This is a genomic window from Amycolatopsis magusensis (assembly GCF_017875555.1).
Lineage (GTDB): Bacteria > Actinomycetota > Actinomycetes > Mycobacteriales > Pseudonocardiaceae > Amycolatopsis > Amycolatopsis magusensis.
In genome coordinates, this window is sequence record NZ_JAGGMS010000001.1 from 7139369 (window position 1) to 7164798 (window position 25430).

Genomic DNA, 25430 nt, shown 5'->3' on the forward strand with positions numbered 1-25430 from the left:
GCCACCCCATCGCGAGAGGCCGAAATGGACACTGGAAACCCCGCCTTCATCCCCCGGCTCAAGACCGCCGTGCTCGGCTCCGCCGAACCGCCGCTGGTGTTCCTCGGCAACTTCGAGGTCGAGGAGCACTGGGCGGCCGACGAGCAGGGCCTGCCGCGGGTGTCCGCCGCCGGCGGCACCGCGGTGGTCAACAGCATGGACGAGTTCGCGCTGCTGCTCGGCGGCAAGGGCGATCACGTGGTGCTCAAGGACGCCCCGGACCCGGCGTACCACGCCTACCTCGCCGATCTCGGGCTCGACCTGCCGGAGGTTCACGTCCCGGCGGTGTCCGACCCGGGGCGCAACGTCACCGAGGACGCGCTCGCCGATCCGGCACTGGTGCGGGAACTGGCCGAGCTGGCCTCCGGCGGCGCGCACCTGCTCGCCCACGGTGTGTCCACTTTGGAGGAAGAGCTGGCCGCGCAGACCGGCATCCCGCTCGCCGCGCCCCCGGCCGCGTTGTGCAAGGCGGTCAACAGCAAGGTCTACAGTCGTCGCCTCGCCGACGAGCTGGGGATCCGGCAGCCGGGCGGCTGGGCGTGCGACACGCTCGACCAGCTCGCCGAAGCGGTGACCGCGGCCGGGAAGGTGCTCGCCGACGGCTCGCAGGTGGTGGTGAAGGAGGCGTTCGGCGTCTCCGGCAAGGGCATCTCCGTGGTCAACGGGGAGAAGCGGCTGGACAGGCTGCGCCGGATGATCGACACCACCGCGCGGCGGGCCGGGCGGGAGCGGATCGCGTTCGTCATCGAGGAGTGGGTGGAGAAGAAGGCCGACCTGAACTACCAGTTCACCGTCGGGCGGGACGGGACCACCCGGTTCGACTTCGTCAAGGAGGCGATCACCGAGGGCGGCGTCCACAAGGGACACCGTTTCCCGGCGCGGCTCGACGAGGCGCAGGTGCGGATACTGGAGGAGACCGCCGCGCTGCTCGGCGCCCGGCTGGCCGAGGACGGTTACTACGGCGTGGTCGGGGTCGACGCGCTGGTGGAACCGGACGGCGGGCTGTTCCCGGTGCTGGAGATCAACGCGCGCAACAACATGTCGACGTATCAGGTGGTGCTGCAGGAGCGGTTCGTCGACCGGGGCCAGTTCGCCATGGCCCGCCACTATCCGGTGCGGCTGACCTCGGCGCTGCCCTTCGACCGCCTCCGCGATGCCCTGGGCGAGCTGCTGTTCGACGGCGCGGGCAGTGGCCTGCTGGTGAACAACTTCGCCACGGTGAACGCCGGGGCGGGCACGGAACCCTTCGCCGGTCGCCTCTACGGGCTGCTGATCGCCACCACGGAAGCGGAACTGGCCGAGCTGGACACCCGGATCAGCGCCGGTCTCGCCACCCTGCTCGCCCCCTGAACCGATTTCCCCAGCCACGCGAGGTCGGCTCAGAAGCGACCTCGCCCGCCGTGCCGGAGGCGCGGCAGACAACACAGGAGTTCTTCTATGAACGAGATCGACTCGGTGCCGGAGTTCGCGGTGGTGTCGGGGGCCCAGGTGCACCAGGTGCTCGCGGGTCAGGAGAAGTCGCTGGTGGAGCTGGTCGAATCGGCGTACCGGCTGCACGGGGCGGGGCACACGGTGAATCCGCCGTCGTACTTCCTGCGGTTCCCGGATCGGCCGTCGTCGCGGATCATCGCGTTGCCCGCGTCGCTCGGTGGTGAGCGGGGGGTGGACGGCATCAAGTGGATCTCCAGCTTCCCGGAGAACGTGGCCGCCGGGCTCCCCCGCGCCTCGGCGGTGCTGGTGCTCAACGATCAGGCGACCGGTTATCCGCTGGCGTGCATGGAAAGTTCCATCATCAGCGCCACCCGCACGGCGGCTTCGGCGGCGCTCGCCGCGGACTGGCTCAGCCGGGACCGGGGCCGTCCGCGGCGCATCGGGTTCGTCGGCACCGGCCTGATCGCCCGCTACGTGCACACGTTCCTCGCGGGCACCGGCTGGGAGTTCGAGGACGCGGGCGTGTTCGACCTCAGTACCGCGCACGCGGCCGGTTTCCGGGACTACCTGAGCGCTTCGGGCCAGTCCGGAAGCACCACGTACGAGACCGCCGAGGACCTGATCCGCGCGAGCGATCTGGTCGTCTTCGCCACCGTCGCCGGGGAACCGCACGTCCACGACGTGAGCGCCTTCGACCACGCGCCGCTGGTGCTGCACGTTTCGCTGCGGGACCTGGCCCCGGAGGTCATCCTCGCCTCGGTCAACGTGGTCGACGACGTCGAGCACTGCCTCAAGGCGAACACCTCGGTGCACCTGGCCGAGCAGGCCACCGGCGGCCGGGAGTTCCTCTCCGGCACCCTGCACGACGTGATGACCGGCGCGTTCACCCCGCCCGCCGGGCGCCCGCTGGTGTTCTCGCCGTTCGGGCTCGGCGTGCTCGACCTCGCGGTGGGCAGGCACGTGCTGGACCAGCTCCGGGCGGCCGGTGAACTGCACACCGTGGCCGACTTCTTCTTCGAACTAGACCGGTACGGCAAGCGGTGACGCGGGCGGAACCGTGCCGATCATAACCACGCCCCAGGAGTTCAACGTCGGCGATCTGTTCGTCGACCTCACCGAGTTCGCCGGCGCGTCCCTCTTCCTCAAGTGCGAGGGGTTCAACTTCGCCGGGTCGATCAAGATCAAGGCGGCCACCGAGATGGTGGCCGCCGCCGAGCGCCGGGGCGAACTGGGCCCCGGCTCCACCCTGGTGGAAAGCTCGTCCGGGAACCTCGGCGTGGCGCTGAGCCTGGTCGCCGCGGGCCGCGGGTACGGGTTCGTCTGCGTCACCGACTCGCGCTGCACGCTCGGCGCCCGCCAGCTGATGCAGACCCTCGGCGCGCGCGTGCAGGTGATCACCGAACCGCACCCGGAGCGCGGCCTGCTCGGCGCCCGGATCGCGCGGGTGGAACAGCTCTGCGCCCGGAACGGGTACGTCTGGCTCAACCAGTACGCCAACCCGGGGAACTGGCAGGCGCACTACCGGACCACCGGCCCGGAGATCGCCGGTGGTTTCCCCGACGCGGACGTGGTGTTCATCGGCGCCGGGACCACCGGCACGCTGATGGGCTGCGCGCGGTACCTGCGTGAACACCGGCCCGGTGTGCGGGTGGTGGCGGTCGACTCGGTCGGCTCGGTCACCTTCGGCACCCCGGCCGCGCCCCGGATGATCCCCGGACTGGGCACCGGGGTGCGCCCGCCCCTGCTCGACATGTCCTTCGTGGACGACGTGGTGCACGTGGCGGAGGCGGACACCGTGCGCACCTGCCGCCTGCTGGCCGGGCGCGGGTTCGTCTTCGGCGGCTCCACCGGGACGGTCGTGAGCGGGGCGCTGAGCTGGTTCGGCGAGCACCGCCGGGACCGGGGGGCCACCGCGGTGGCGATCGCCCCGGACCTCGGCGACCGGTACCTCGACACCGTCTACCACGACCAGTGGGCCGCCGACCTCTACGGCGAGGAAGTGCTGCGCCCGGAAGCACCGCACCACGGCCTCCGGCTCGGGAGCTAGCACCACCCCAAACTGGGGTGGCACGCCCCGTGTGCGGGCGATCACGGTACGACATTCTGAGAACCGTCGTCGATCCCTGTGCCGCACCTGCCGGCGGCGCCGGATGAGGGAGCGGTCTTGGAAATGCCACTGACAGCCCGGGCGGCTCGCTGGTGCGCCGGTCACCCCCACGGCACCCTGGCGGCCTGGCTGGTGTTCCTCTCGGTGGCCGCACTCGGGGGCGCCGGGACCGGGCTGCGCCTGGCACCCGGCCTCCCCGGCTCGGTCACCGCGGTGGTGGCGACCGATCCGGCGAAGCTGCTGGTGCTGGGGGCGCCGGTGGTGGTGGCGTTGTTGTGGCTGGTGCTCGGCTCGGCGCTGGTGACGCTGGCCGCGGCGTTGTTCCTGGGCGCGGTGCTCGCCACCGCGCTCGGCCTGGTGACCGCCCTGTCCTCCGTGCTGCCGACCTCCCACCTGGCCTGCGACGTCGTGGTGCTGCTGGGGGTGGTGGTCTCGGCGGACCACGTGCTGTTCTCCGTGCGGCGCCACCAGGAAGCGGTGGCGGACGGGCGGGACATCCCGGACACCGCGCAGGTGGTCGCCGCGACCGCGGGCCGCACCGCGCTGGTCTCCGGTATCGCCATCGCGGTCTCGATGACCGGGCTGTGGCTGGTCGGCGACGCGCTGCTGGCGCCGGTGGCGTTCGGCGCGATCGTGGTGGTGGCCGTGTCGACCAGTGCCGCGCTCACCCTGCTGCCCGCGTTGCTCGCGCTCCTGCCGGTCCCGGCACCCCGGCGGATCCGGCGGTGGTGGCCGGGCCGCGTCCCCGCGCTGCGGGTGCACCGCGACACCCCGCGACTGGCCGCCCGGCTGGCCGCGCCGGTGGTCGGCCTGCTGGCGCTGCTCGGGTTGCTGCACTTCCTGCTGCGCTCGGCCGGCGTGCACGACCTGCCCGGCGCGCCGCCCTACCTCAGCGGCGACGCGGTGCTGACCCTGGTGCTGATGCTGGTGCTGACCGTGCTGGTGCTGCTGATCGCGTTCCGGCCGATCCTGGTGGCGCTGGCCAGCGTCGCGCTGGGCGTGCTCTCCGTGCTGGTGGCGCTGGGCCTGCTGGCCATGCAGGTGGCGCACATCCCCGAGTGGGCGCCGATGGTGCTGCTGGTGGTGCTGTCCGGGCCGTCCACCGACATCCACGTCTACCTGCTGCACCGGTTCCGCAGCGAGGCCCTGACCGGGATGTCGGCGCGGCACGCGATGACCGGCGGGGTCCGCCGCAGCGCGAGCGCGATCGGCGGGGCGGTGGCCGTCGCGTTCGGCGCCTGCATCGCCTTCGGCCTGGCCGGCACCGGCGAGTTCCGGGCGTTCGGCTGGAGCACCGCGGCCGCTCTGCTGGTGGACGCGGTGCTCGTGCGCACCCTCGTGCTGCCCGTCCTGATCTCGCTGGGCGGGCAGCTGAGCTGGTGGCGGCGGATCACTCCGCGGGCGCACTCCCGGTCAGGTCGAGGAAGACCTCGTCCAGGGTCGGGCGGCGCAGCGCGAAATCACTGAACTCCACCCCCGCTTCCCGCAGCGCCGTGGCCGCCGCGGCGATCCCGGTGGCGTTGTCGTGCAGTTCGATCGCGATGCTCCGCTTGCGCTCGTCCACCACCGGCGCGCTCGCGGTGACCCGCGACAGCGCGGCGACGGCTTCGGCGAGCCCGCCGGTGACCGAGACCTCCAGCCGTTCCTGGCCCACCTTGCGCTTCAGCTCGTCGGCGGTGCCCTCGGCGATCACCCGGCCGGTGTCGATCACCACGATGTGGTCGGCGAGGAAGTCGGCCTCCTCCAGGTACTGCGTGGTGAGCAGCACGGTGACGCCCTCGTCGACCAGCTCGCGCACCAGCGTCCACAGCGTCATCCGGCTGGCCGGGTCGAGCCCGGTGGTCGGCTCGTCGAGGAACAGCACCGGCGGGCGGGCGAGCAGGCAGGTGGCCAGGTCGAGGCGCCGCCGCATGCCACCGGAGTAGGTCTGCACCGACCGGTCCGCCGCGGCGCTCAGGCCGAAGCGCTCCAGCAGTTCGCCCGCCCGTGCCTTGGCCGCCTTGCGGCCGAGGTGCAGCAGGGTGCCCAGCAGCACCAGGTTCTGCCGCCCGGTGAGCAGTTCGTCCACCGCGGCGTACTGCCCGGCCAGGCCGATCCGCCGCTGCACCTGCTTGGCCTCGCTGACCACGTCGAACCCGGCCACCCTGGCGGTGCCGCCGTCCGGGCGCAGCAGGGTGGCGAGCACCCGCACGGTGGTGGTCTTGCCGGCGCCGTTCGGCCCGAGCAGGCCGAGCACGGTGCCCGCGCGCACGGACAGGTCGACCCCGCCGAGCGCGTCGTGCTTGCCGTAGCGCTTGCGCAGGCCCTCGGCCTCGATCGCGAGGTCCGCCCCGGCGCGCATCAGCGGGCTTCCCGGAGGCTCTTCGGGCGCAGATCGGTCCAGTTGGCGCTGACGAAGGCCAGCGCCTGCTCCCGCGTGCACTCGCCGAGCGCCACGGTCCAGCCCACGGGCACCTCGGCGAAGACCGGCCAGAGGCTGTACTGCTCTTCGGCGTTCACCAGCGCCAGGAACGTCCCGTCCTGGTCGTCGAAAGGGTTTGTCACGTCGGCACTCCGATTCTCTCGTGGAGGGGTTTCCGCCTGCCTCAGGCGACCCGGTAGCGGCGGAAGCTGAACAGGGTGGCCAGCACGAAGACCACCGTCAGCGAGACGGCGATCACCACGCCGGGGTGGCGGGAGGGGAAGTCGGTGCCGACGGCCACCGGGTTGCCCCAGAGCTGGCGCACGGCGTTGGTGACCGAGCTGACCGGGTTCCACTCGGCGATCGGGCGCAGCCAGGACGGCAGCCGGTCGATGGACATGAAGGCGTTGGAGAGGAAGGAAAGCCCGAGGGTCATCACCGCGCCGATGCCGTCGATCGACTCGGGGTTGCGCATGGTCAGGCCGAGCAGCACGCCCACCCAGATCATCACGTAGAGGAAGACCACCAGCAGGCCGAGTCCGGCGAGCAGCGGCAGGAAGCCGGTGTGCACGCGGCCGCCGACCAGCACCCCGGCGCCCACCACCAGCACCAGCGCGATCAGGCCGACCACCAGGTCCCCGATGGTGTGCCCGATCAGCACGCTGGGCCGGGTGATCGGCAGGGAGCGGAACCGGTCGGTCAGCCCGCCCTTGAGGTCCATCGCCACCGCGATCGCGGTGGGCGCGATGCTGGCCAGCCCGACCTGCATCAGCGCCGCGGGCAGCAGGAACTCGGGGTAGCTGCCGCCGCCGGGCACGATCACCGCGTCCTTGAACACGTACCCGATGGCGAGCATGGTGATCAGCGAGTTCAGCGTGACCGCGAGCAGCCTGCCGGGGGCCTTGCGCAGGTGGACCAGGCGGCGCCCGGCCAGTGCCAGCGTCTCCACGGCCGCGGTGAACGGCACGCTCTTGCGGTCCTCAGTGGACACACGACCGGCGGGCCGCGGGTCCGCGGGCTCCGGATCGGCGGGCCCCGGGCTGGTGGAGGCTGGGATGGTGGACGCGGTGCTCATAGCTCCCCTTCGGCGGACGTGGACCGGTCGAGCCGCGCGGCCAGCAGGGCACCGATCCGGCCCTGTGGTGCGGAATGCATCAAGTATTCGTGACCGCAGTCGAGCTCGTGCACCTCGACCGCGCCGCCGGTGAACGGCGCCCACCGGCTCGCCCGGCCGGCGATCTCCTTGGGGCTGAGCCCGTCGGTGGCGATGACCAATTGGCGGCCGCCGGTGAACTTCGGCGGCCGGTACCGATGGGCGAGCCGGGCGTTGTTGTTCATCACCGCCAGCACCCTTTTCATCCGTTCCTCGCCGATGTCGGCCAGCCGCGAGTCACCGCGGCGCAGCACCTCGAGCACGTCCTCGGCGGTCAGCTCGGCCCCGGCGAACCGCTCGCCGTCGAACCCGACGTGTTCCAGGAAGCTGGTCAGCAGTTCGCGTTCCGACGGCACCTCCTCGGTCTCGTCGTCCACCGGGTAGCTGTCCAAAATGGACAACAGCGCCACCTGGTGGCCCGCGGCCTGGAGCTGGACGGCGATCTCGTGCACCAGCAGGCCGCCGAACGACCAGCCGAGCAGGTGGTACGGCCCTTCGGGCTGGATCGCGGTGATCCGGCCGAGGTACTCCGCCGCCACTTCCTCCACGCTGGCCGGGAACTCCCGGTCCTCGTCGATGTTCGGTGACTGGAGGCCGTAGATCGGGCGTCCGGCGTCGAGGTACCGGGCCAATCCGAGGTAGGGCAGGCTGAGCCCGAGCCCGGCGTGCACGCAGAACAACGGTTCCCGGTCGCCGGTGGGCCGGATGGGGAGCACCGGCGCGAACGCCTCGACCAGCGCGCCGGTGACCTCGGCCCGGCCCGCCGTGGCGGCCAGGCGCTCGATGGTGCCGTGGGTCAGCACGTCGGCCACGCTGAGCGGCAGCCCGGCCTTGCGGGCGAGGGCGACCAGCCGGACCGAGCGCAGGCTGTCACCTCCCAGTTCGAAGAAGTCCGCGTCGACGTCGACCGTGGCCAGCCCGAGGGTTTCGGCGAACGCCGCCCGCAGGACCTCCTCGGCCGGAGTGCCCGGCCCGGTGCGGGCCTGCGGTGCCGGTTCGGGCAGGGCCGCGTGGTCGAGCCGTCCGTCCGGGGTGAGCGGGAGCGCGTCCAGCACCACGAAGGCCGACGGCACGGCGAAGTCCGGCAGGACCTGCGCCAGGTGCTCACGCAGGAGGACCAGGTCCACGCCGTCCGCGGTCAGGTAGGCGAGCAGGCGGTCGTCGCGCACCACCACCGCAGCCGCCGCCACCGCCGGGTACGCGGCCAGCGCGGTCTCGATCTCTGCCGGGCGGACGGCGAACCCGCGCACGCGGGCCTCCTGCCCCGCCCTCGCGAGGAAGTCCAGGGTGCCGTCAGCCCGCCAACGCACCAGGTCACCGGTGCGGAACATCCGAGCTCCCGGCGGGCCGAACGGATCAGCGACGAACCGGTGTGCGGTCCGGGAAGTGTGGCCGAAGTACCCCCGCGCCAGTCGTGCGCCGCCGAGGTACAGCTCGCCGCGGACGCCCGGGGCGACCGGCCGCAGCCCTTCGTCCAGCACGTACGCCCGGACGCCCGGCATCGGCTTGCCCAGTGCCGCGATCGCGTCACCATGCTTCGGTTCGGCGGCCACCGAGAAGTAGCCGGCCTCTCGACGGCCGTAGTGGTTCAGCACGCTTCCGCCGTGGTCGTGCACGCGATCGGCCAGTGCGCCGCTGAGAGGTTCTCCGGTGGCGAGCACCCGCACGCCTTCGAAATCCGGGCGGGACTTGAGCTGGGTGGGCGTGGCCAGCAGGACGGTCGGGTCGCCAGAGCTTCCGAGCAGCACCGCGCCACCCGCGAGGAAGGTCGCCAGCGCCGCCGGGATCGCGTAGTCGTCGCTGGGCAGGGAGACCCGGTCCTTGGTGCGGATCTGGTCCCGCAACCCGGCGACCACGTCCGCGAGCGCGCCACGCGACAGCACGACACCGTCGCCGGTCACCGACGCGGCCTGCCCCGGGAGCGACTGGATTTTCGGCCTCATCGCGGAGAATTCCGCCGTGTCGAATTCCCGGTCGAGCACCAGGAACGGTTCGACCTCGGCCGACGAACCCGGCAGGTGGTAGACGGCACCCGCGGTGAGCACGGCCAGTACGGCGACCAGCCTCTCCACCGGAGCCGCCGAAGCGATCGTGACGACCTTCTCCGGTCCGGCCCCGGCGGTGAGGAGCGCCCTGGCGAGCCGGTGCACCCGCGACCGCAGTTCCGCGTAGGTCAGGGACATGCCGTCGCCGGTCAACGCCGTCGCGGTGGCGCGGCCGGTGAGCAGCCGGGCGAGATCGGCCTCCGGCCCGGTGGCCAGCCCACCCCACTCGTTCAGCACCCGCCCGCGTTCGGCGGTGGTGAGCACGTCGATCCGGCTCAGCGGCCGGTCCGGGTCGGCGGCCACCGCGGTGAGCAGGCGGGTGAGGCGCGCGCCGAGCCGCCCGGCCGCTTCGGCGCTGAACAGGTCGGCGCTGTACTCGACGGTCCCTTCCAGTCCGCCGCCCGCGCGGCGTTCGCCGAACTGGAAGGTCAGGTCGAACTTGAACTTGGCGTGGGTGGCGGGCAGCGGTTCCGGCCGCACGCGCAGGCCACCGAGGTCGAACCCGGCTTCCGGGACCTCGTAGTGGGCCAGCATCACCTGGAACAACGGCTGGCGGGACAGCGACCGGGCCGGGCGCAGCGTGTCGAGCAGGTGCTCGAACGGCAGTTCCTGGTGGGCGTAGGCGGCCAGGTCGGTGTCACGGACGCGCTCCACCAGTTCGGTGAACCGGGGGTCGCCGCCGGTGTCCGTGCGCAGCACCACCGTGTTGACGAAGAAGCCGACCAGGTCGTGCACGGCTTCGTCGGTCCGCCCGGCGACCAGGCTGCCCAGCGGGATGTCGGCACCGGCCCCGAGCTTCGCCAGCAGGGTGGCGACCGCGGCCTGGAGCACCATGAACACACTGGCCCCGGCGCGCTGAGCCAGGTCGGACAGTCTCTTGTGGACCGCAGGCGGCAGGTCGAACTCGACCGTGCCGCCGCGGTAGGCGGTCGCGGCCGTCCGCGGCAGGTCGGCGGGCAGCGCCAGTTCGTCCGGCACCCCGGCCAGCGCGCCACGCCAGAAGTCCAGCTGCCGGTTCAGCACGCTCTCGTCCCGGTCCGTGTCGCCGAGCAGTTCGCGTTGCCACACGGCGTAGTCCGCGTACTGCGCGGGCAGTTCGGCCCAGCCGGGTGCCCGGCCGGCGAGCCGGTGCTGGTAGGCGGTGGCGAGGTCGCGGGCGAGCACGTCCACCGACCAGGCGTCCCCGGCGATGTGGTGGAGCACCAGCAGGAGCACGTACTCGTCGCCGAGCCGGAACAGGCGGGTCCGGAATGGACGGTCGAGGGCGAGGTCGAAGCCACGGGCCGCTTCCGCGGAGAGCGTCGCGGTCAGGTCGGCTTCGGTGAGCGTGGTCGCTTCGAGCGGCAGCCCGGCGCCCAGGATCCGCTGGTACGGCACGCCGTCCTGGTCCGGGAAGGTGGTGCGGAGGATCTCGTGCCGCGCGATCACGTCTTCGACGGCCGTGACCAGCGCCGACGGCTCCACATCACCGGAAAGGCGGACGGCCAGGGAGATGTTGTAGGCGCCGCCGTCCCCGTCGAGCCGGTTCAGGAACCACATGCGTAACTGCGCGAAGGACAGCGGCGGCCGCTCGGGCCGGTCGAGCTTCCGGAAACCGGCCCGGGCCTGACCGGCGGAAGCGAGCCGTTCGGCGAGCCGGGCGACGGTCCGGGCCTCGAACAGGTCCCGCACCGGCAGTTCGGCGTCCAGCGCGGACCGCACCCGGCTGACCACCGCGGTCGCCAGCAGCGAATGCCCGCCCAAGGTGAAGAAGTCCTCGTCGATGCCGACCGAGGCCAGGCCGAGCACCTCGGCGTAGATGCCGCAGAGGGTTTCCTCCACCGGCGTCCGCGGTCCCCTGGCCTGCTGCCGCTCCTCTTCCTCGGGAGCGGGCAGTGCCTTGCGGTCGACCTTGCCGTGGGCGGTGAGCGGGAACTTCTCCAGCATGACCAGCGCGTGGGGCACCATGTAGGCCGGGAGCCGGTCACCGAGGTGCTCGCGCAGCTCGGCGGGGTCGACCGGTTCGGTGGGCACCACATAGGCCACCAGCCGCTGGTCGCTCTTCTCACCACGCACCAGCACCACGGTTTCGCCGACCGCGGGATGCGCGGCGAGCACGGCTTCGATCTCACCGAGTTCGATGCGGTGGCCACGGATCTTCACCTGGAAGTCCCGGCGCTCCACGAACTCCAGCGAGCCGTCCGGTCGTGAGACCACCCGATCGCCGGTGCGGTACATCCGCGCACCCCGCTCGCCGAACGGATCCGCGACGAACACCGAAGCCGTCCGCTCGGGCGCGTTCACATAACCCCGCCCGACCACCAGCCCGCCGACGTACAGCTCGCCCGGAACCCCGGCCGGCACCGGGCGCAACTCGTCGCTGAGCACGTACAGCCGGGAGTTCCGCACCGGGCGGCCGATCGGCACGCGGCCCCCGGCGCAGTCCTCACCGGAATACAGGAAGGCGTGGGTGACGTCGTCCGAGCATTCGGTCGGCCCGAACGCGTTCACCAGCGGGATGCCCGGGAAACGCGCGAACCAGCGGACACACAGATCCGGCGGCAGCGCCTCCCCGGTGACCACCAGCCACCGCAACCCGGGCAACGTGACCTCGGCGCCCGCGATGTCCCAGGCGTCCAGAGCCACCCGCAGCAGCGACGGCACCACTTCCAGCACGGACACGCCCTCGGCCGGGATGAGCCCGAACAACGCGTCGGGATCGGCGGCCGTGGTGCGGCCGACCACGCGCACCTGCGCGCCGACCAGGAGCGGCGCCAGCATCTGCCACACCGACACGTCGAAGGTCAGCGGCGCGTTCTGCACCACGATGTCCGTGGCACGCAGATCCAGGTCCTCGACCTTGGCGAGCAGGTGGTTCACCATGCCCCGCTGGTGCACCATCGCGCCCTTGGGCTTGCCCGTGGACCCGGAGGTGAAGATCACGTACGCCAGCGCGTCGTCCTCTGTGGACACAGCGCGGCTCGTTGCTTCCCGGGCGTCGTCCAGCGTGACCGACGGCAGGTTCCCGGCGATTCGTGCCGCCAGCTCGTCGTGTCCCGGTCCGACCACCAAGGCCTCGGCGCCGCTGTCCGCGAGCAAGGCCGCCAGCCGCGCTTCCGGCATCGAGGCGTCCAGCGGCAGGTACGCGCCGCCGGCGCTCCAGGCGCCCAGGATGGCGGAGATGAACCCGATGCCCGGGTCGGCCAGCACGCCAACCAGCCCGGCGGGCAGTCGTCGCGCCACCGCGTTCGCTCGCTCCAGCAACGCCGAATACGTCACCGCGCCACCGTCGTCGACCACCGCGACCGCGTCCGGGTTGGCCCCGGCGACCGTCCGCAGGCGGGTCAGCAGCGGCTCGCCGACTTCGCCGATCGCCCCGGCCCCTCGCGCCAGCAGCTCGTCGTGCTCGTCGCGGGTCACCACGTCGACCCGGCCCAGCAGTGCGGCGGGATCAGTGGTGACCGCGTCCAGCAGCGCCGAAAAACGGCGGGTCAGCAGCTCGATCTCCGCCGGGGCGAACAGTTCCGTGGCGTAGTCGAAGCGGAACAGCAGGCGCCGCCCCGGTTCCACCACCAGGCTGAGCGGGTAGTGCCGCGAGTCGAGGGTCACCGCGTCGACCACCCGCACGTGCTCGCCGAGCGTCACCTGCGGGCCCTGGTCGTCGGCGGGCACGTTCTCGAACACCACCGCGGTGTCGAACAGCTCGCCCACCCCGGCCAACCCTGGCACCTCGTTCTGCACCTCGGCGAGCCCGACGTGCTGCGAGGACAGCATCGCCGACTGCTGCCGCCGGAGTTCGGCGAGCAGCTCGGCGATCGGCCGGGCCGGGTCCAGCCGCGCCCGGACCGGCACGGTGTTGACGAACATGCCGACCATCGTTTCGACGCCGGGCAGTTCCGCCGGGCGGCCCGAGGTGACCGAACCGAACACCACGTCACGTTGCCCGGCGAGCCTGCCGACCAGGATCGCCCAGCACGCCTGCACGAGGGTGTTCAACGTCAGTTCGTGGCCCCTGGCCCAGGCCGAGAGCCGGGCGGTGTCCGATTCGGACAGTGCCAGCTCGGCCGAGGCGGGCAGCGACCGCGCCGGTTCCGCGGCGGGCGGCGCGATCCGGGTCGGTTCCGCGAGCCCGTCCAGCACCGTGCGCCAGGCCCGCCGCGCGGCCACCTGGTCCTGCCCGGCCAGCCAGGCCAGGTAGTCGCGGAACGGGGTCACCGCGGGCAGCCCGGCGGCCGGACCGTGCTGGTACAGCTCGGAGAGCTCGCGGATGAGGATGGGCACCGACCAGCCGTCGGTGGCGATGTGGTGCGCGGTCCAGAGGAAGCGGAACTCCCCCGCCGCCATCTTGATCAGGGTGAACCGCACCAGCGGCGGGCGGGCGAGGTCGAACCGGCTGGCGCGGTCCTCGTCGAGGATCCGCCGCAGTTCCGCGTCCCGCTCCGACGCCGGGAGGTGGCTCAGGTCGAGTTCGGTCCAGGGCAGGCCGACCCCGGCCGCGATCACCTGCACGGCCTCGCCGGTCCGGAGGTGCCGGAAGTACGCGCGCAACGTGGCGTGCCGGTGCAGCAACGCGGCACAGGCGGCCCGCACGGCGGCCACGTCGAGTGGGCCTTCGAGGTTCGCCACGGCCTGCACGGTGTAGACGTCCACACCGTCCGGATCGAACTCCGAATGGAACAGGAGTCCTTGCTGCAGCGGGGAAAGCGGCAGCACGTCCTCGACGGTGGCGCCGTCGGCGGTCAGTTCGGCCAGCTCGTCCGCCGACACCTCGACCAGCGGGCCCTCGGGCGCCACGAAGTCGGCGGTGGCGCCGGAGACGGTCGCGCCGACCGCGATCGCCGCGGGGGTCCGGTTCTCCAGGATGTCGCGCGGGGTGATCACCAGACCCGCCTTGCGGGCGCGGCTGACCACCTGGATGGCGCTGATGCTGTCGCCGCCGAGGGCGAAGAAGTTGTCGTCGATGTAGACGCGGGGCACGGTCAGCACCTCGGCCAGCACGTCGCAGAGGATCTGTTCAGCCGCGTCGCGTGGGGCCCGGCCGACCAGCTCGGCGCCGAAGTCGGGTTCGGGCAGCGCCTCCCGGTCGACCTTGCCGTGCTCGGTCAGCGGCAGCCGGTCCAGGGCGAACATCGCCGAGGGCACCATGTAGTCCGGCATGAGCTGCTGCAGCGTGCTGCGGACCGCCGCCGCGTCGAGCGCGCCGGTCCCGGCGCTGGTCAGGTAGGCGGCGAGCCGGGTGGTCCCGGCGGGGTCGGTGAGCACCCGCACCACGGCGTCCGCGACCTCCGGCAGCGAGCGCAGGGTGCTCTCGATCTCGCCGAGTTCGATGCGGTGCCCGCGGATCTTCACCTGGAAGTCGCGGCGCTCCACGAACTCCAGCGAACCGTCCGGCCGCGACACCACCCGGTCCCCCGTGCGGTACATCCGCGCACCCGGCTCACCGAACGGATCGGCCACGAACACCGAAGCCGTCCGCTCGGGCGCGTTCACGTAGCCCCGGCCGACCACCAGGCCGCCGACGTAGAGTTCGCCCATCGCGCCGACCGGCACCGGGCGCAGTTCGTCACCCAGCACGTACAGCCGGCAGTTCCGCACCGGGCGGCCGATCGGCACCCGGGCACCCGCTTCGCCGGACCGGAGCACGGCGTGCGTCACGTCGTCCGAGCATTCCGTGGGGCCGTAGGCGTTCACCAGCGGGATTTCCGGGAAGCGCGCGAACCACCGGGTACTCAGGTCCGGCGGCAACGCTTCCCCGGTGACCACCAGCCACCGCAAGCCCGGCAACGCGACCGCGTCGCCCGCGATGTCCCAGGCGTCCAAGGCGGCCCGCAGCAGGGAAGGCACCACTTCGAGCACCGATACGCCTTCACCGGGGATCAGGCCGAACAACGCGTCCGGATCGGCGGCCGTGGCCCGGTCCACCACGCGCACCTGCGCGCCGACCAGGAGCGGCGCCAGCATCTGCCACACCGACACGTCGAAGGTCAGCGGCGCGTTCTGGACCAGCACGTCGGACGCCCGCAGGTCCAGGTCCTCGACCTTGGCCAGCAGGTGGTTCACCATGCCGCGCCGGTGCACCATCGCGCCCTTGGGCTTGCCGGTCGAGCCCGAAGTGAAGATGACGTACGCCAGGTCGTCCTGGGCGCCGGACACCGGCGCCCACGAGTCCGCCGCGTCCTCGGCGTCGTCCAGCCGCACCAACGGCAACTCCCCGGCGATGCGGGCCGCCAGTTCCTCGTGACCGGGGCCGACCAGCAGCGCTTCGGCGCCGCTGTCCGCCAGCAACCCGGCCAGCCGCGCCACCGGCATCGACGGGTCCAGCGGCACATACGCCCCACCCGAACCCAGCACGCCCAGCACCGCCGTGACGAACCCGATCCCGGGCTCGGCCAGCACCCCGGCCAGCCCGCCCGGCAGCCGCCGCGACAACGCGCTCGCCCGGCCCAGCAACGCCGCGTACGTCACCGCGCCACCGTCGTCGACCACCGCGACCGCGTCCGGCGTGGCTTCGGCGACCGCCCGCAACCGGGTCAGCAGGTCGGCGTCGACCGTTCCGGGCGCACCCACGCCCAGCGCGAGCGCGGCACCGGCCTCGTCCTCGGTGAGCACGTCCACGCGGCCGAGGAAGCCGTCCGGGTCGGCCAGCGCGAACCGCTCCAGGAAAGCGGCGAAGCGATCCAGGTGAGCCTGCACGCCGGGGGCGTCGTAGAGGTCGGGGTTGCCGTTCAGGTGCAGTTCGATGCCACCGTCGACGGCGTCCAGCACGGTCACCGACAGGTCGTTGGTGATCCCGGTGGACAGGTTGTTCAGCCGGGTCTCGCACTCGCCGAGGCGCAGCCCGGGGTCGGGCGGCAGCACGTTGACGAACGGCCCGCCGAACGGCCTGCGCTCGTCGCTGCGCACGCCGATGTCGCGGCGGATCTGGTTCACGTGGTAGCGCTGGTGCTTCAGGGTCCTGGCGAGCTCACGCGACGACCGCGCCAGCAGTTCACCCGGCGTCATGTCCGGTTCCACCACCATGCGCAGCGGCAGGTAGTTCGCCACCATGCCGGGCGTGGCCCGCGACCGCACACCCGCCCGTGCCGCCACCGGGACGGTGAGCAGCAGCTCGGTCAGCCCGGAAACCCGTTGCGTGTAGGCACCCATCGCGGCGATCACGAACGTCGGCAGGGTCACCTTCGCCGCGGCCACGGCCGCCCGCACCGCGGTCGCGGTCCGCTCGGGCAGCACCAGGCTGCGCCGCAGGAACCCGCGGGCGGGCGCCGGTTCGGAGCCGGAAAGGCTGACCAGGTCCGGAGTGGACTCGAAGTGCCCGCTCCAGAACTCCTTGTCCCGCACCCGGTGGGTGGAGTCCTGGTAGGCCAGGTCGGCTTCCAGCAGGTGCCGGAACGACGGCAGCCTGCCGTCCTCAATGGACTCACCCGCCAGCAGCGCGTTGTACAGCTCACCGAGGCGCCGGTGGCAGATCGCCGCGCTGTACCCGTCGCCGACCAGGTGGTGCGTGGTCAGGTACCAGAAGTGCCGCCGCGGCCCCAGCTTGAGCAGCGCGCCGCGGAACAGCGGGAAGTCGGTCAGCGCGAATGGCTTGCGCAGGTCCTCGTGCATCCACGCCACGGCCGCCGTCACCGGATCGGCCTCCCCGGTCAGGTCCGGGTAGCGCACCGGCAGCTCCGGCAGCGGTTCGATGACCTGCCGGGGTTCACCGGCCACCTCGAAGAACCGCGCCCGGAAGCACTCCGCCTCCTCGGCCAGCCTATGCAGCGCGGCTTCGAAAACCGTGGTGTCGAGCGGGCCGCGGATGTCCAGGTAGTCGGCCATCGCGTAGGCGAGGCCCCCGCCGGAGAGCTGCTCGTCGAACCAGACGTCGGTCTGCGCGGTGGACAGGGGCAGGGTCGCGTCGACAGCGGTCATCGGGGCACCTCGGAGAAGGATTCGGCGGTCAGGGTGTCGTCGAGGAGCGCGCCGGGCCCGTAACTGTCGGCCACCCACTGGTCCTGGTAGACGGTGTCCAGGTAGCGGTCGCCGAGATCGGGCGAGATCGCCACGGCGGTCAGGTCCTCGCCGCCGTGCGCGGCCAGCCAGTTCAGCGCCCCGGCCAGCACGGTGCCCGTCGGTCCGCCGAGCAGGAAACCCTGCCGCACCAGCCGACGGCAGGCACGCACCGCGGCCGGCTCGTCGACCCGGACCACAGCGTCCACCAGGGACTCTTCGAGCAGACCGGGCCGGCACTCGCCGTGCCCGGGAATGCGCTGGGCCGGTTCGGCGCTCTCCACCGCGACGATCCGCGTGGACGGCCGGACCTCGCGGAAGTAGCGCGCGCAGCCGGTCAGGGTCCCGGCGGTGTCCGTGCCGACGAAGAGCACGTCCAGTTCCGGGAAGGTGTGCAGGATCGCCGGGCCGGTCGTCCGGTAGTGGGCCAGCCAGTTCTCCGGGTTCTCGTACTGGTCGAGCCAGACGTACCCCGGGTTGTCCGTGCAGAGCCGCCGGACCAGCCGCAGCCGGGCCCCCAGCAGGCCTTCGCCCGGATGCGGTTCGGTGACCACGTGGACCTCGGCGCCGAGGTTCTGCATGAGCTGGCGCGCGGTCAGGGTGCACCGCGAGTCGGTGACGCAGACGAACCGGTAGCCCCGGCTCGCCGCGAGCATGCTCAGCGCCACCCCGGTGCTGCCCGAGGTGGTCTCCACCATGGTCGACCCCGGGCGCAGCGTGCCCGCCCGTTCGGCGGCGGCCACCATCTCCGCGGCCGGGTTCAGCTTGCCCGAGCCGGCGAAGTTGAAGCCCTCGCACTTGAGGAACAGCCGCCGTCCGGCGAACCGGTGGAGATCGAGGTAGAGATCGGAGACGTCGAACTCCTCCGGCCTGGTTATCACCCGCACGAAGATCCTCCAGTCGAAAGCACGCGCCCGAAGGCGGGAAACGGATCGTCCCGGCCGAGCTTCCCGGTCAGCACGCCGTGGAAAACGTTGAGCTTCTGGATGTTCCCGGTGCCTTCCATGAACTCCACGCCCCTGGCGTCCCGGGTGAGCTTGTCCAGCGCCGGGTGTTCCCAGCGGGCACGCGGGCCGAAGAACCCGGCGGCCAGCAGGGTGGCGTCCTCGGCGAGCCGGGCGGCGTCCGCCTTGGCGGCGGAGGCGAGGAAGCCGTTGCCCGCGTCGGCGTCGACCTCGACGGCCGACAGGTGCACCAGGTGCCGGGCACCGTCGATCCGGCGGCCGAGCCGGTCCAGCCGGTCGCGTTCGGCGTGGCCGAGTGAACGCCGGTGGGTCAGCACGTACTCATAGGCGGCGCGGGCGATGCCCAGCGCGATCGCGGCGACCCCGGGCCGCAGCCGGTTGAACGTCCGCGCGCAGGCCCACATCCCGCGCCGGGTGGGCGAAAGGTGACGGCCGAGCACGCGCCCGGCGGGGATCGCGACGGAATCCAGGTCGATCGCGCAGATCCGCGCGCCTCGCAGGCCGATCATGTCCAGTGGTTCGGCGCGGAAGCCGGGCGTGGTGGTGTCGACCAGCACCGCGGTCACCCCCAGCGGGCCCGGGCGCGTACGGGCGAAGACCACGCCGAGCCGCGCGCGGGCGGCGTTGCCGACGTACTTCTTCCGGCCGGACAATACGAAATCGCCGCCCTCCACCGGTTCCAGCGCGGTTTCGAGGGCGTTCGCATCAGATCCGCGTGCCGGTTCGGTCACCGCGAAGAACGTCCACTTCGGACTCTCCAGCAGTGAGCCGTAGAACCATTCCTTCTGCTGTTCGTCGCCGAGCATGTCGACCAGCACGCCGGACATGGACGCGCCGGGCGCGGCGAGCAGCACTCCGGCGTCCCCGCAGGCGAACTCCTCCAGCACCACCGCGCGTTCCAGCGCGGACATGCCGAAGAACCGGTGGCCACCGGCCGCCACGCCCCGGCCGCCGTACTCGGCAGGGATGATCATCTCGGCCAGGCACCGGACGCCGGGCAACTCCGTGCACCGGGTCACCGCGTCGGGATCGCGGTCCAGTTCGGTGCCGAAAGCGCGGAAGTCCTCAGCCCAGTGCCGGGCCTGCGCACGCAGTTCCAGGAGCCGGTCGTCGAGCACGGTGGCGGTCATGCGGTCTCTCCCGTGAAGGCACCGGCGAGCAGTTCGGAGAGGTCGGCGACCTCGCCAGGCCCGCCCGCGAGGAAGCCCGCGGCACCCAGCAGGCGCAACAGGCCGCGGTCGGCTTCGGTGAGCTTGGCGTGCAGCAATCCTTCGTCGGGGGAATCCCCGGCGACGGCCAGTTCGGCGCGCACCTGCAGGTGCAGCGTCACCACTTCGGCGATCGCGCCCTGGACCAGTTGCTGCCGCAGCAAGGTGGTGTCGCCGGTCCGCCGCTCCCCCAGGTGCTCGAGGCAGCGGTCCAGCAGGTACTGGGAAAGCCCGAGCCGCAGCCAGAGCGCGCCCACCGCCAGCACCGGCTCACCGGGGCCGGGTTCGCCCCGGACCAGCACCACCGGGCCGCCGGGCGGGTTCGCTTCCCGCACCACCACACCGCCGGTGTCCGTCCCGGCGGGCAGCACGGCGCAACCACCGGGCCCGAGTACGGAAATACCGGGCGGCAGCGCCGAAAACAGGGCGGCGAGTGCGGGGGCGAGCCCGCGTTCCCTGGCCGTGCCGTGACACCGGCGCCACAGCCCGGTGTCCGCCCCCGCGATCGCCGTCATGGCTTCAGCCGGCCATTTCCGCACTGACGAAGCCCGCCAGTGACCGGACCGACTCGAAGTGGCTCATCTCGAGGTTGTCGGTGTCGAACTCCACCCCGAGGGTTTCCTCCAGCTGCATCAGCAGTTCCAGCACCCCGGTGGAGTCCAGGCCGACGTCGGCCAGCCGGGTGTCCTCGGCCAGGTCGGGGATCTCCTCCTCGAGCACCACGCCCAGCGCGGTGATCACCCCGGCCACCACCTGTTCGCGCACGCTCTCGACGGTTTCCGTCATGACGGCTCACTTTCCTTTCCGGACAGGACAAACAACTATGTTCGTGGAGCTTCAGGAACCCGCGGGTGCCACGTGGTCCAGCTTCGCCAGGCCACGGGCGTCCCGGCGCTTCGCGCCACGGGAAACCCGGAGCGGATCCCAGTCGGCGCCGCGGTCGGGCAGCAGTTCCGGGTTCCCGTAGATCGCGCCCCGGCAGACCTCCGGCAGCACCGCGCGGTCCAGGATCGCCGACGCGCAGGCGGCGCCACTGGTGGCGACCCCGACGATGCCGCCGCCGTGGTGGATGTTCTGGCCGGTGAGGAACAACCCCTCGATCCCGGTGCGCACGTCCGGGCGCTGCCCGGTCCGGCCCCAGCTCTGCAGCCCGTAGGCGCTGCCGCCGGTGGACAGGGTGTAGCGCTCCTGGGTCACCGGCGTCGAGGTCTCCAGGTGCACCAGGTGCTCGCGGAACGGGCCGATGGCCGCCTCGGCGAGGTCCAGCATCTGGTCGGTGAGACGATTCTTGGCCGCGAGGTAGGCCTCGTCACGGCGGTAGCGGGCACCCCGTGCCGGACCCTCGTCCAGGCCCCAGTGCCGGTAGCCGGGCGGGCAGGCGGTCATGATCTGGAAGTTGGTGTGGCCCGGCGGGCAGCACGAGCCGGGCACCGGGTCCTTGATGGAGGCGAAGGAAAGGAAGGCGAACGGCAGCTCGTCCAGGTCGCCCGCTTCGACGCGGGCGTAGGCGCCTTCGACGTCCTCGTTCGGCCAGTACCAGATGTTCGAGTTCGGCTGCTCGGGCAGTTCGCGGTCGAGCGCGACGTAGCAGACCGCGGTGGGCAGGCGCATGCGCGCGTCCCTGGCCCGGTCCACCACCGCGTCCGGCAGGTTCTCGTTGCCACCGCACAGTTCCAGTACGGTCCGCCGGTAGTCCGCATTGGACACCACGACCGGCGCGCGGAACTCGGTGCCGTCGGTCAGCTCCACCCCGGCCACGCGCCCGTGCTCCACGAGCACCCGGCCGACCCTGGTCTTCGTGAGCAGCGTCCCGCCGTGGGATTCGAGCAACTCCACCAGTGCGGCGGCCACCGTCTGGCCACCGCCCTCGGGGTAGTAGGCGCCGCGCAGGTAGTCGTCGATCATCATGGTGTGCGCGACGACCAGGGTGCTCGCCGGTGCCGAGCCGTAGTTGCCGGACTGGGCGGCGAGCACGGTCCGCGCCCGCGCCGACAGTCCACAGTGGTCGAACAGCTGGGTCAGCGTGCGCCTGCTCCAGCGCAGCATCACCGCGGGCAGCTTGCCGCCCGGCGCCGAAGTCGCGTTGGTGCGGCAGGTCCGCGCGACCGCCTCGCAGATTTCGATGTACCGGGTGAGCCCCTCGGCCTCGGCGGGCAGCGCCTGCCGCAGGCGGTCGAGGTACCGCGGCCAGCCGACCGGGACGTCCACGGTGACGCTCGGCAGCACGATCCGGTCGAAGCCGTCCGGGTCCATCGGGTGGAACCGGACGCGCTCGCCAAGGCCCAGCCCGCCGAGGATCGAGGGCAGCAGGCCGCCGGGGCCGCAGTCGCCGAGGTAGTGCACGCCCACGTCGAACTCGTAGGCCCGGCGGCGGCGGAACACGTGGCTGTTGCCACCGGCCACGTCGTGTTGTTCCAGCACCAGCACGCGGCGCCCGGCGGCGACCAGGTACCCGGCGCAGACCAGGCCGCCGATGCCCGATCCCACCACGATGGCGTCCCAGTCGCCTGCGGTCCCGCCCGTTGCTGTGCTCACGAAGGGAACGCTAGAACGGGGCGGTGACCTGGGGCTGACCGCGCACTGACAGCACTGACAGCACCGGCAGTGCGCGGTCGCGCCGAAGTGGTTTCCTATTCGGCGGCGAGCACGGCCGCCGAGGCCTGCGAGCGCAGGGTGAGCCACGCCGGGACCAGCGTGGCCACCACGGTCAGCAGCACCGCCAGCCCCAGCACCGCCGGATAGATCCACAATGGACCCGCGGGGAGCCAGCTATCCGACACCGCCGCGCTGAACGGCACCAGCATCGACGCGGCGACCAGGCTGCCCAGCAGGCCCCCGATCGCGGCGACCATCAGCGCCTCCACGGTGATCATCCGCAGCACCTGCCCGCGGGTGGCCCCGGTGAGCCGCTGCAGGCCGAACTCCCGGCGGCGGTGCGCGGTCGCCATCACCAGCGTGTTCACCACGGAGATGGCCGCGTAGACCAGCAGCAGGCCCACGATGAGGTAGTTGACCCAGGCGTTCGCCTGTTCCTCGGCCAGGTAGGCCTCGGTGAGCGAGGACCGGTCGGCCACGGTCAGCCCCGGCTTGTCCGCGGCAAACGCGGTCAGCGCGGCGGAGAGCTGGTCGGTGCCGGTGCCGGGCGCGGCGGTGACCAGCAACTGGGTCACCACGCCCGCCGTGGTGTGCGGCGCGAGCGTGCTCGCGGGCATCAACGCGGTGGAGAAGTCGGCCTGGGCGCGCAGGATCGCGACGATCTCCAGCGGCACGCTGGCGCCGTCCCCGAGGCGCATGGTGATGACGTCACCGACGCCCGAGCCGAGCCGTTCCGCCCGATCCGCCGGCAGCGCGATCGTGTTGCCGACCAGTGCGTCCAGCCGCCCGGAGACGACGTCGCCCTGACGGGTCTGCGCGGCGGCCGCGGCGGTGACGCCGTGCAGCTCGACACCGTCCTCGTCCTGCGAGCTGTCCGACGGGCTTTCGTTGTACCCTTTGCTGGTCACGAAGGCCGACGCGGTGCCGACGCCGGGTGTCCCGCCCACCTGCCCGACCAGCTCGTCGGAGATCTCGCCGGTGGCGGAGGTGACCACGGCGTCGGCGACCAGCGCCTGGTCGTACTCCTGCCGGGCCGCCTCGGTCTGGGTGGTCTGGAAGTAGAGCATGAACACCGCCAGCCCGGTGGCCAGCATGATCGGGGTGACCGCGCCGGACATCGGCAGCCACCGCGCCCGGGCGTTCAGCGTGGCCAGGTAGCCGGACAGCCCGGACACCGCCCGCACCGGCAGGTGCAGCACGGCGACCAGTGCCTTGGTCAGGCCGGGCGAGAACAACGCCACCGCGGTCGCCACCAGTGTCACCGCCGGTCCGGCCGTGCTGGCGGCCAGCGGGCCGTCCATCACGGTGATCGTCAGGTACGCCAGCACCAGGCCGCAGACCAGGCTGGATACCCCGCACCAGAGCCGGAACGCGGTCAGCCAGCGGGCCGGGCCCGCGGTCTCCCGCATCGCCTCGACCGGCCGGGCCTTCGCCGCGAACCGGGCGGCGACGAAGGCGGCGCCCCAGGCCGAGCCGAGGCCGACGACGATCGCCCCCGCGGCGGACAGCCAGCTCTGGTGGAACTTCAGCACCGGCTGGAACACGCCGAACCCGGTGAGCCGGTCGAACAGCCAGCTGCCGAGGAACGCGCCGGGGATGCAGGCGAGCCCGGTGGCCAGCACGCCGATCACCATGGCTTCGCCGGTGATCATCCGGCTGAGCTGTCCCGGCGTGGTGCCGACCGCCCGGAGCAGGGCCATCTCACGGCGGCGCTGCTGCACGGACAGGCCCAGCGTGCTGGCGACGACGAACATGGCGACCTGGATCGCCAGCCCGCCGAACACCGCGGCCAGGATGATCAGCAGCTCACCGTCGGAAGCGGCCTGCGCGAACTCGGCGAGGCCGCGGTCGTCGCCGACCAGCGTGACCGCGCCCCGGCCCTGGAGCTGGGCGTCGACCAGCCCGCGCAGGGCGGTGAGGTCGGTGCCCGGGGCGGGCAGCACTCCGAAGGCGTCCACCTGGCCGGGCGCCACAGCGAAGCGCTGGGCGTCGGCGGTGGCGAAGAACATCGACTCGACCGCGAGGGGGTTTCCGGTCGAAGCGATGCCGACGACCTCGAAGGACCGCACGCCACCGGGCACCGCGATGGGCAGCGAACCGCCCGCCTGGTGGCCGGTCCGGGCGGCGATGGTCTCGTCGAGCACGACCTCACCCTCCCGTTCCGGCGCCCGGCCGTCCCGCAGCCCGTAGGGCGCGAGTTCGGCCGAGCTCCAGTCGTGCCCGCGCTGGGTCCCCGGGACGGCGGGGGCGCCGTCATCTCCGGGGACCGAGGCGGGGAAGGACACGTCGGCGACGACCTTCGCGACCCCTGGGACGCGTTCGATCGCCGCCGCGAGCCCGGCGTCCAGCCGCACCCGTTCGGCCAGCACCGCCGTCTCGTGGTACTCGTCCTCGGTGCCGGCGTAGACCGGGGGCAGGTGGTAGGTCTGGTCCCCGGCCACCACGATCGGCGCCGCGGCGAGCCGCTGCGGCGGGATGACCGTGCTGATGCCGGTCTCCATCAGCCCGCCGCAGGCCATCACCACGGCGGTGCCGAGGAACAACGCGACGAAGGTGGCCACGAAGCCGCCCTTGCGGAAGCGCAGCGTGCTCAGCGCGAGCCCGAACATCAGCGCACCGATCCCGTCAGCCGCGGCCCGTCCTGGGGCCGCTCGTCGGCCCAGGCGCCCAGGTGGGTCATCCGCCGGGCCACCTCGTCGGCGGTCGGCTCGAGGAGTTCGCCGACGACCTCGCCGTCGGCCAGGAACAGCACCCGGTCGGCGTAGGCGGCGGCGACCGGGTCGTGCGTGACCATCACGATGGTCTGCCCGGCCAGTTCCTTCGCCTCCCGGAGCAGGCCCAGTACCTCGCGGGCGGCCCGGGTGTCGAGCGCGCCGGTCGGCTCGTCGGCGAAGACGACCTCCGGCTGGGTGACCAGCGCCCTGGCGATGGCGACCCGCTGCTGCTGGCCGCCGGACAGCTCGCCGGGGCGGTGGCGGTGGCGGTCGCCGAGGCCGACCCGGTCGATCACCTGCGTGACGGTGTCCCGGTCGGCCTTGCGCCCGGCCAGCCGCAGCGGGAGGGTGACGTTCTGCCACACGGTCAGCGCGGGCAGCAGGTTGAACGCCTGGAAGACGAACCCGATCCGGTCCCGGCGCAGGGTGGTCAGCCGGATCTCGCTGAGCCCGCCGAGGTCCTGCTCACCGAGGAGGACCGAGCCGGAGGTGGGGCGGTCCAGGCCGGCCGCGCAGTGCAGCAGCGTGCTCTTGCCCGAGCCCGACGGGCCCATCACGGCGGTGAAGGTGCCCCGGCCGAAGCCGACGGTCACCCCGTTCAGTGCGACGACCCCGCGTTGCTTGCCGTGGACCTTCCGCACGGACAGGAGCCGGACCGCGTCCGGTACGCCTTGGTGCTGCCGCATTCTCGCCACTCCCCTTCTCGGTACTGCCCGTGGAGGACGCTACGGAGGGCGCGGGCGGTTTCCGATGGTGGTAGACACCCATTCCGTACGGGACTTAGCACTACCGACCAGGGCGGTT

The 25430-nt window shown here is 72.4% G+C and carries 15 protein-coding genes; 4 read left to right on the top strand and 11 right to left on the bottom strand.

The window, feature by feature from the left end:
* The first annotated feature begins 24 nt into the window (after positions 1-24).
* The 4 genes from JOM49_RS31730 to JOM49_RS31745 all read left to right on the top strand — a co-directional run bounded on the left by JOM49_RS31730 (position 25) and on the right by JOM49_RS31745 (position 5044).
* Positions 25-1389: a preATP grasp domain-containing protein gene (locus JOM49_RS31730; RefSeq protein ID WP_209667847.1), complete on the top strand. Its 1365-nt coding sequence runs from the start codon at positions 25-27 to the stop codon at positions 1387-1389.
* Positions 1390-1476: 87 nt separating this feature from the next.
* The gene (sbnB, locus tag JOM49_RS31735; RefSeq protein WP_209667848.1) at positions 1477-2514 is read left to right on the top strand and encodes a 2,3-diaminopropionate biosynthesis protein SbnB; all 1038 of its coding nucleotides are present in this window, start codon (positions 1477-1479) and stop codon (positions 2512-2514) included.
* 13 nt (positions 2515-2527) lie between these two features.
* The gene (gene sbnA, locus JOM49_RS31740; protein ID WP_209667849.1) at positions 2528-3517 is read left to right on the top strand and encodes a 2,3-diaminopropionate biosynthesis protein SbnA; all 990 of its coding nucleotides are present in this window, start codon (positions 2528-2530) and stop codon (positions 3515-3517) included.
* 123 nt (positions 3518-3640) lie between these two features.
* Entirely contained in the window at positions 3641-5044 is a 1404-nt protein-coding gene (locus JOM49_RS31745) for an MMPL family transporter (RefSeq protein WP_209667850.1), read from the top strand.
* Here the strand turns inward: JOM49_RS31745 and JOM49_RS31750 are convergent.
* From JOM49_RS31750 to JOM49_RS31800, 11 genes are all read right to left on the bottom strand, one after another.
* Positions 4968-5918, bottom strand: a complete 951-nt coding sequence (locus JOM49_RS31750; protein WP_209667851.1) for an ATP-binding cassette domain-containing protein — start codon at positions 5916-5918, stop codon at positions 4968-4970. The genes JOM49_RS31745 and JOM49_RS31750 overlap by 77 nt on opposite strands.
* The gene (locus JOM49_RS31755) at positions 5918-6121 is read right to left on the bottom strand and encodes an MbtH family protein (RefSeq protein WP_209667852.1); all 204 of its coding nucleotides are present in this window, start codon (positions 6119-6121) and stop codon (positions 5918-5920) included. The genes JOM49_RS31750 and JOM49_RS31755 overlap by 1 nt, the downstream gene beginning before the upstream one ends.
* A gap of 41 nt (positions 6122-6162) precedes the next feature.
* Complete coding sequence (locus JOM49_RS31760; RefSeq protein ID WP_209667853.1) at positions 6163-7053, bottom strand: ABC transporter permease; 891 nt, start codon at positions 7051-7053, stop codon at positions 6163-6165.
* On the bottom strand, positions 7050-17066 hold the full coding sequence (locus JOM49_RS31765) for a non-ribosomal peptide synthetase (protein ID WP_209667854.1): 10017 nt from the start codon (positions 17064-17066) through the stop codon (positions 7050-7052). The genes JOM49_RS31760 and JOM49_RS31765 overlap by 4 nt, the downstream gene beginning before the upstream one ends.
* Positions 17063-18031, bottom strand: a complete 969-nt coding sequence (locus JOM49_RS31770) for a pyridoxal-phosphate dependent enzyme (RefSeq protein WP_209667855.1) — start codon at positions 18029-18031, stop codon at positions 17063-17065. The genes JOM49_RS31765 and JOM49_RS31770 overlap by 4 nt, the downstream gene beginning before the upstream one ends.
* Positions 18022-19239, bottom strand: coding sequence for an acyl-CoA dehydrogenase family protein (locus tag JOM49_RS31775; RefSeq protein WP_209667856.1), 1218 nt, complete (start codon positions 19237-19239; stop codon positions 18022-18024). Before JOM49_RS31775 ends, JOM49_RS31770 begins: the two co-directional genes overlap by 10 nt.
* On the bottom strand, positions 19236-19832 hold the full coding sequence (locus JOM49_RS31780) for an acyl-CoA/acyl-ACP dehydrogenase (RefSeq protein WP_209667857.1): 597 nt from the start codon (positions 19830-19832) through the stop codon (positions 19236-19238). Before JOM49_RS31780 ends, JOM49_RS31775 begins: the two co-directional genes overlap by 4 nt.
* Before the next feature lie 4 nt (positions 19833-19836).
* The gene (locus JOM49_RS31785) at positions 19837-20103 is read right to left on the bottom strand and encodes an acyl carrier protein (protein WP_209667858.1); all 267 of its coding nucleotides are present in this window, start codon (positions 20101-20103) and stop codon (positions 19837-19839) included.
* Positions 20104-20154: 51 nt separating this feature from the next.
* Positions 20155-21852, bottom strand: a complete 1698-nt coding sequence (locus JOM49_RS31790; protein WP_209667859.1) for a phytoene desaturase family protein — start codon at positions 21850-21852, stop codon at positions 20155-20157.
* A gap of 95 nt (positions 21853-21947) precedes the next feature.
* Positions 21948-24521, bottom strand: a complete 2574-nt coding sequence (locus tag JOM49_RS31795) for an ABC transporter permease (RefSeq protein WP_209667860.1) — start codon at positions 24519-24521, stop codon at positions 21948-21950.
* Complete coding sequence (locus JOM49_RS31800; RefSeq protein WP_209667861.1) at positions 24521-25312, bottom strand: ABC transporter ATP-binding protein; 792 nt, start codon at positions 25310-25312, stop codon at positions 24521-24523. Before JOM49_RS31800 ends, JOM49_RS31795 begins: the two co-directional genes overlap by 1 nt.
* Positions 25313-25430: the final 118 nt, after the last annotated feature.

Excerpts from the sequence above, each read along its gene's own strand:
- JOM49_RS31730 (WP_209667847.1), top strand. The coding sequence starts at position 25 with ATGGACACTGGAAACCCCGCCTTCATCCCCCGGCTCAAGACCGCCGTG.
- sbnB (WP_209667848.1), top strand. The coding sequence starts at position 1,477 with ATGAACGAGATCGACTCGGTGCCGGAGTTCGCGGTGGTGTCGGGGGCC.
- JOM49_RS31745 (WP_209667850.1), top strand. The coding sequence starts at position 3,641 with ATGCCACTGACAGCCCGGGCGGCTCGCTGGTGCGCCGGTCACCCCCAC.
- JOM49_RS31750 (WP_209667851.1), bottom strand. The coding sequence starts at position 5,918 with ATGCGCGCCGGGGCGGACCTCGCGATCGAGGCCGAGGGCCTGCGCAAG.
- JOM49_RS31760 (WP_209667853.1), bottom strand. The coding sequence starts at position 7,053 with ATGAGCACCGCGTCCACCATCCCAGCCTCCACCAGCCCGGGGCCCGCC.
- JOM49_RS31765 (WP_209667854.1), bottom strand. The coding sequence starts at position 17,066 with ATGACCGCTGTCGACGCGACCCTGCCCCTGTCCACCGCGCAGACCGAC.
- JOM49_RS31775 (WP_209667856.1), bottom strand. The coding sequence starts at position 19,239 with ATGACCGCCACCGTGCTCGACGACCGGCTCCTGGAACTGCGTGCGCAG.
- JOM49_RS31780 (WP_209667857.1), bottom strand. The coding sequence starts at position 19,832 with ATGACGGCGATCGCGGGGGCGGACACCGGGCTGTGGCGCCGGTGTCAC.
- JOM49_RS31785 (WP_209667858.1), bottom strand. The coding sequence starts at position 20,103 with ATGACGGAAACCGTCGAGAGCGTGCGCGAACAGGTGGTGGCCGGGGTG.
- JOM49_RS31795 (WP_209667860.1), bottom strand. The coding sequence starts at position 24,521 with ATGTTCGGGCTCGCGCTGAGCACGCTGCGCTTCCGCAAGGGCGGCTTC.
- JOM49_RS31800 (WP_209667861.1), bottom strand. The coding sequence starts at position 25,312 with ATGCGGCAGCACCAAGGCGTACCGGACGCGGTCCGGCTCCTGTCCGTG.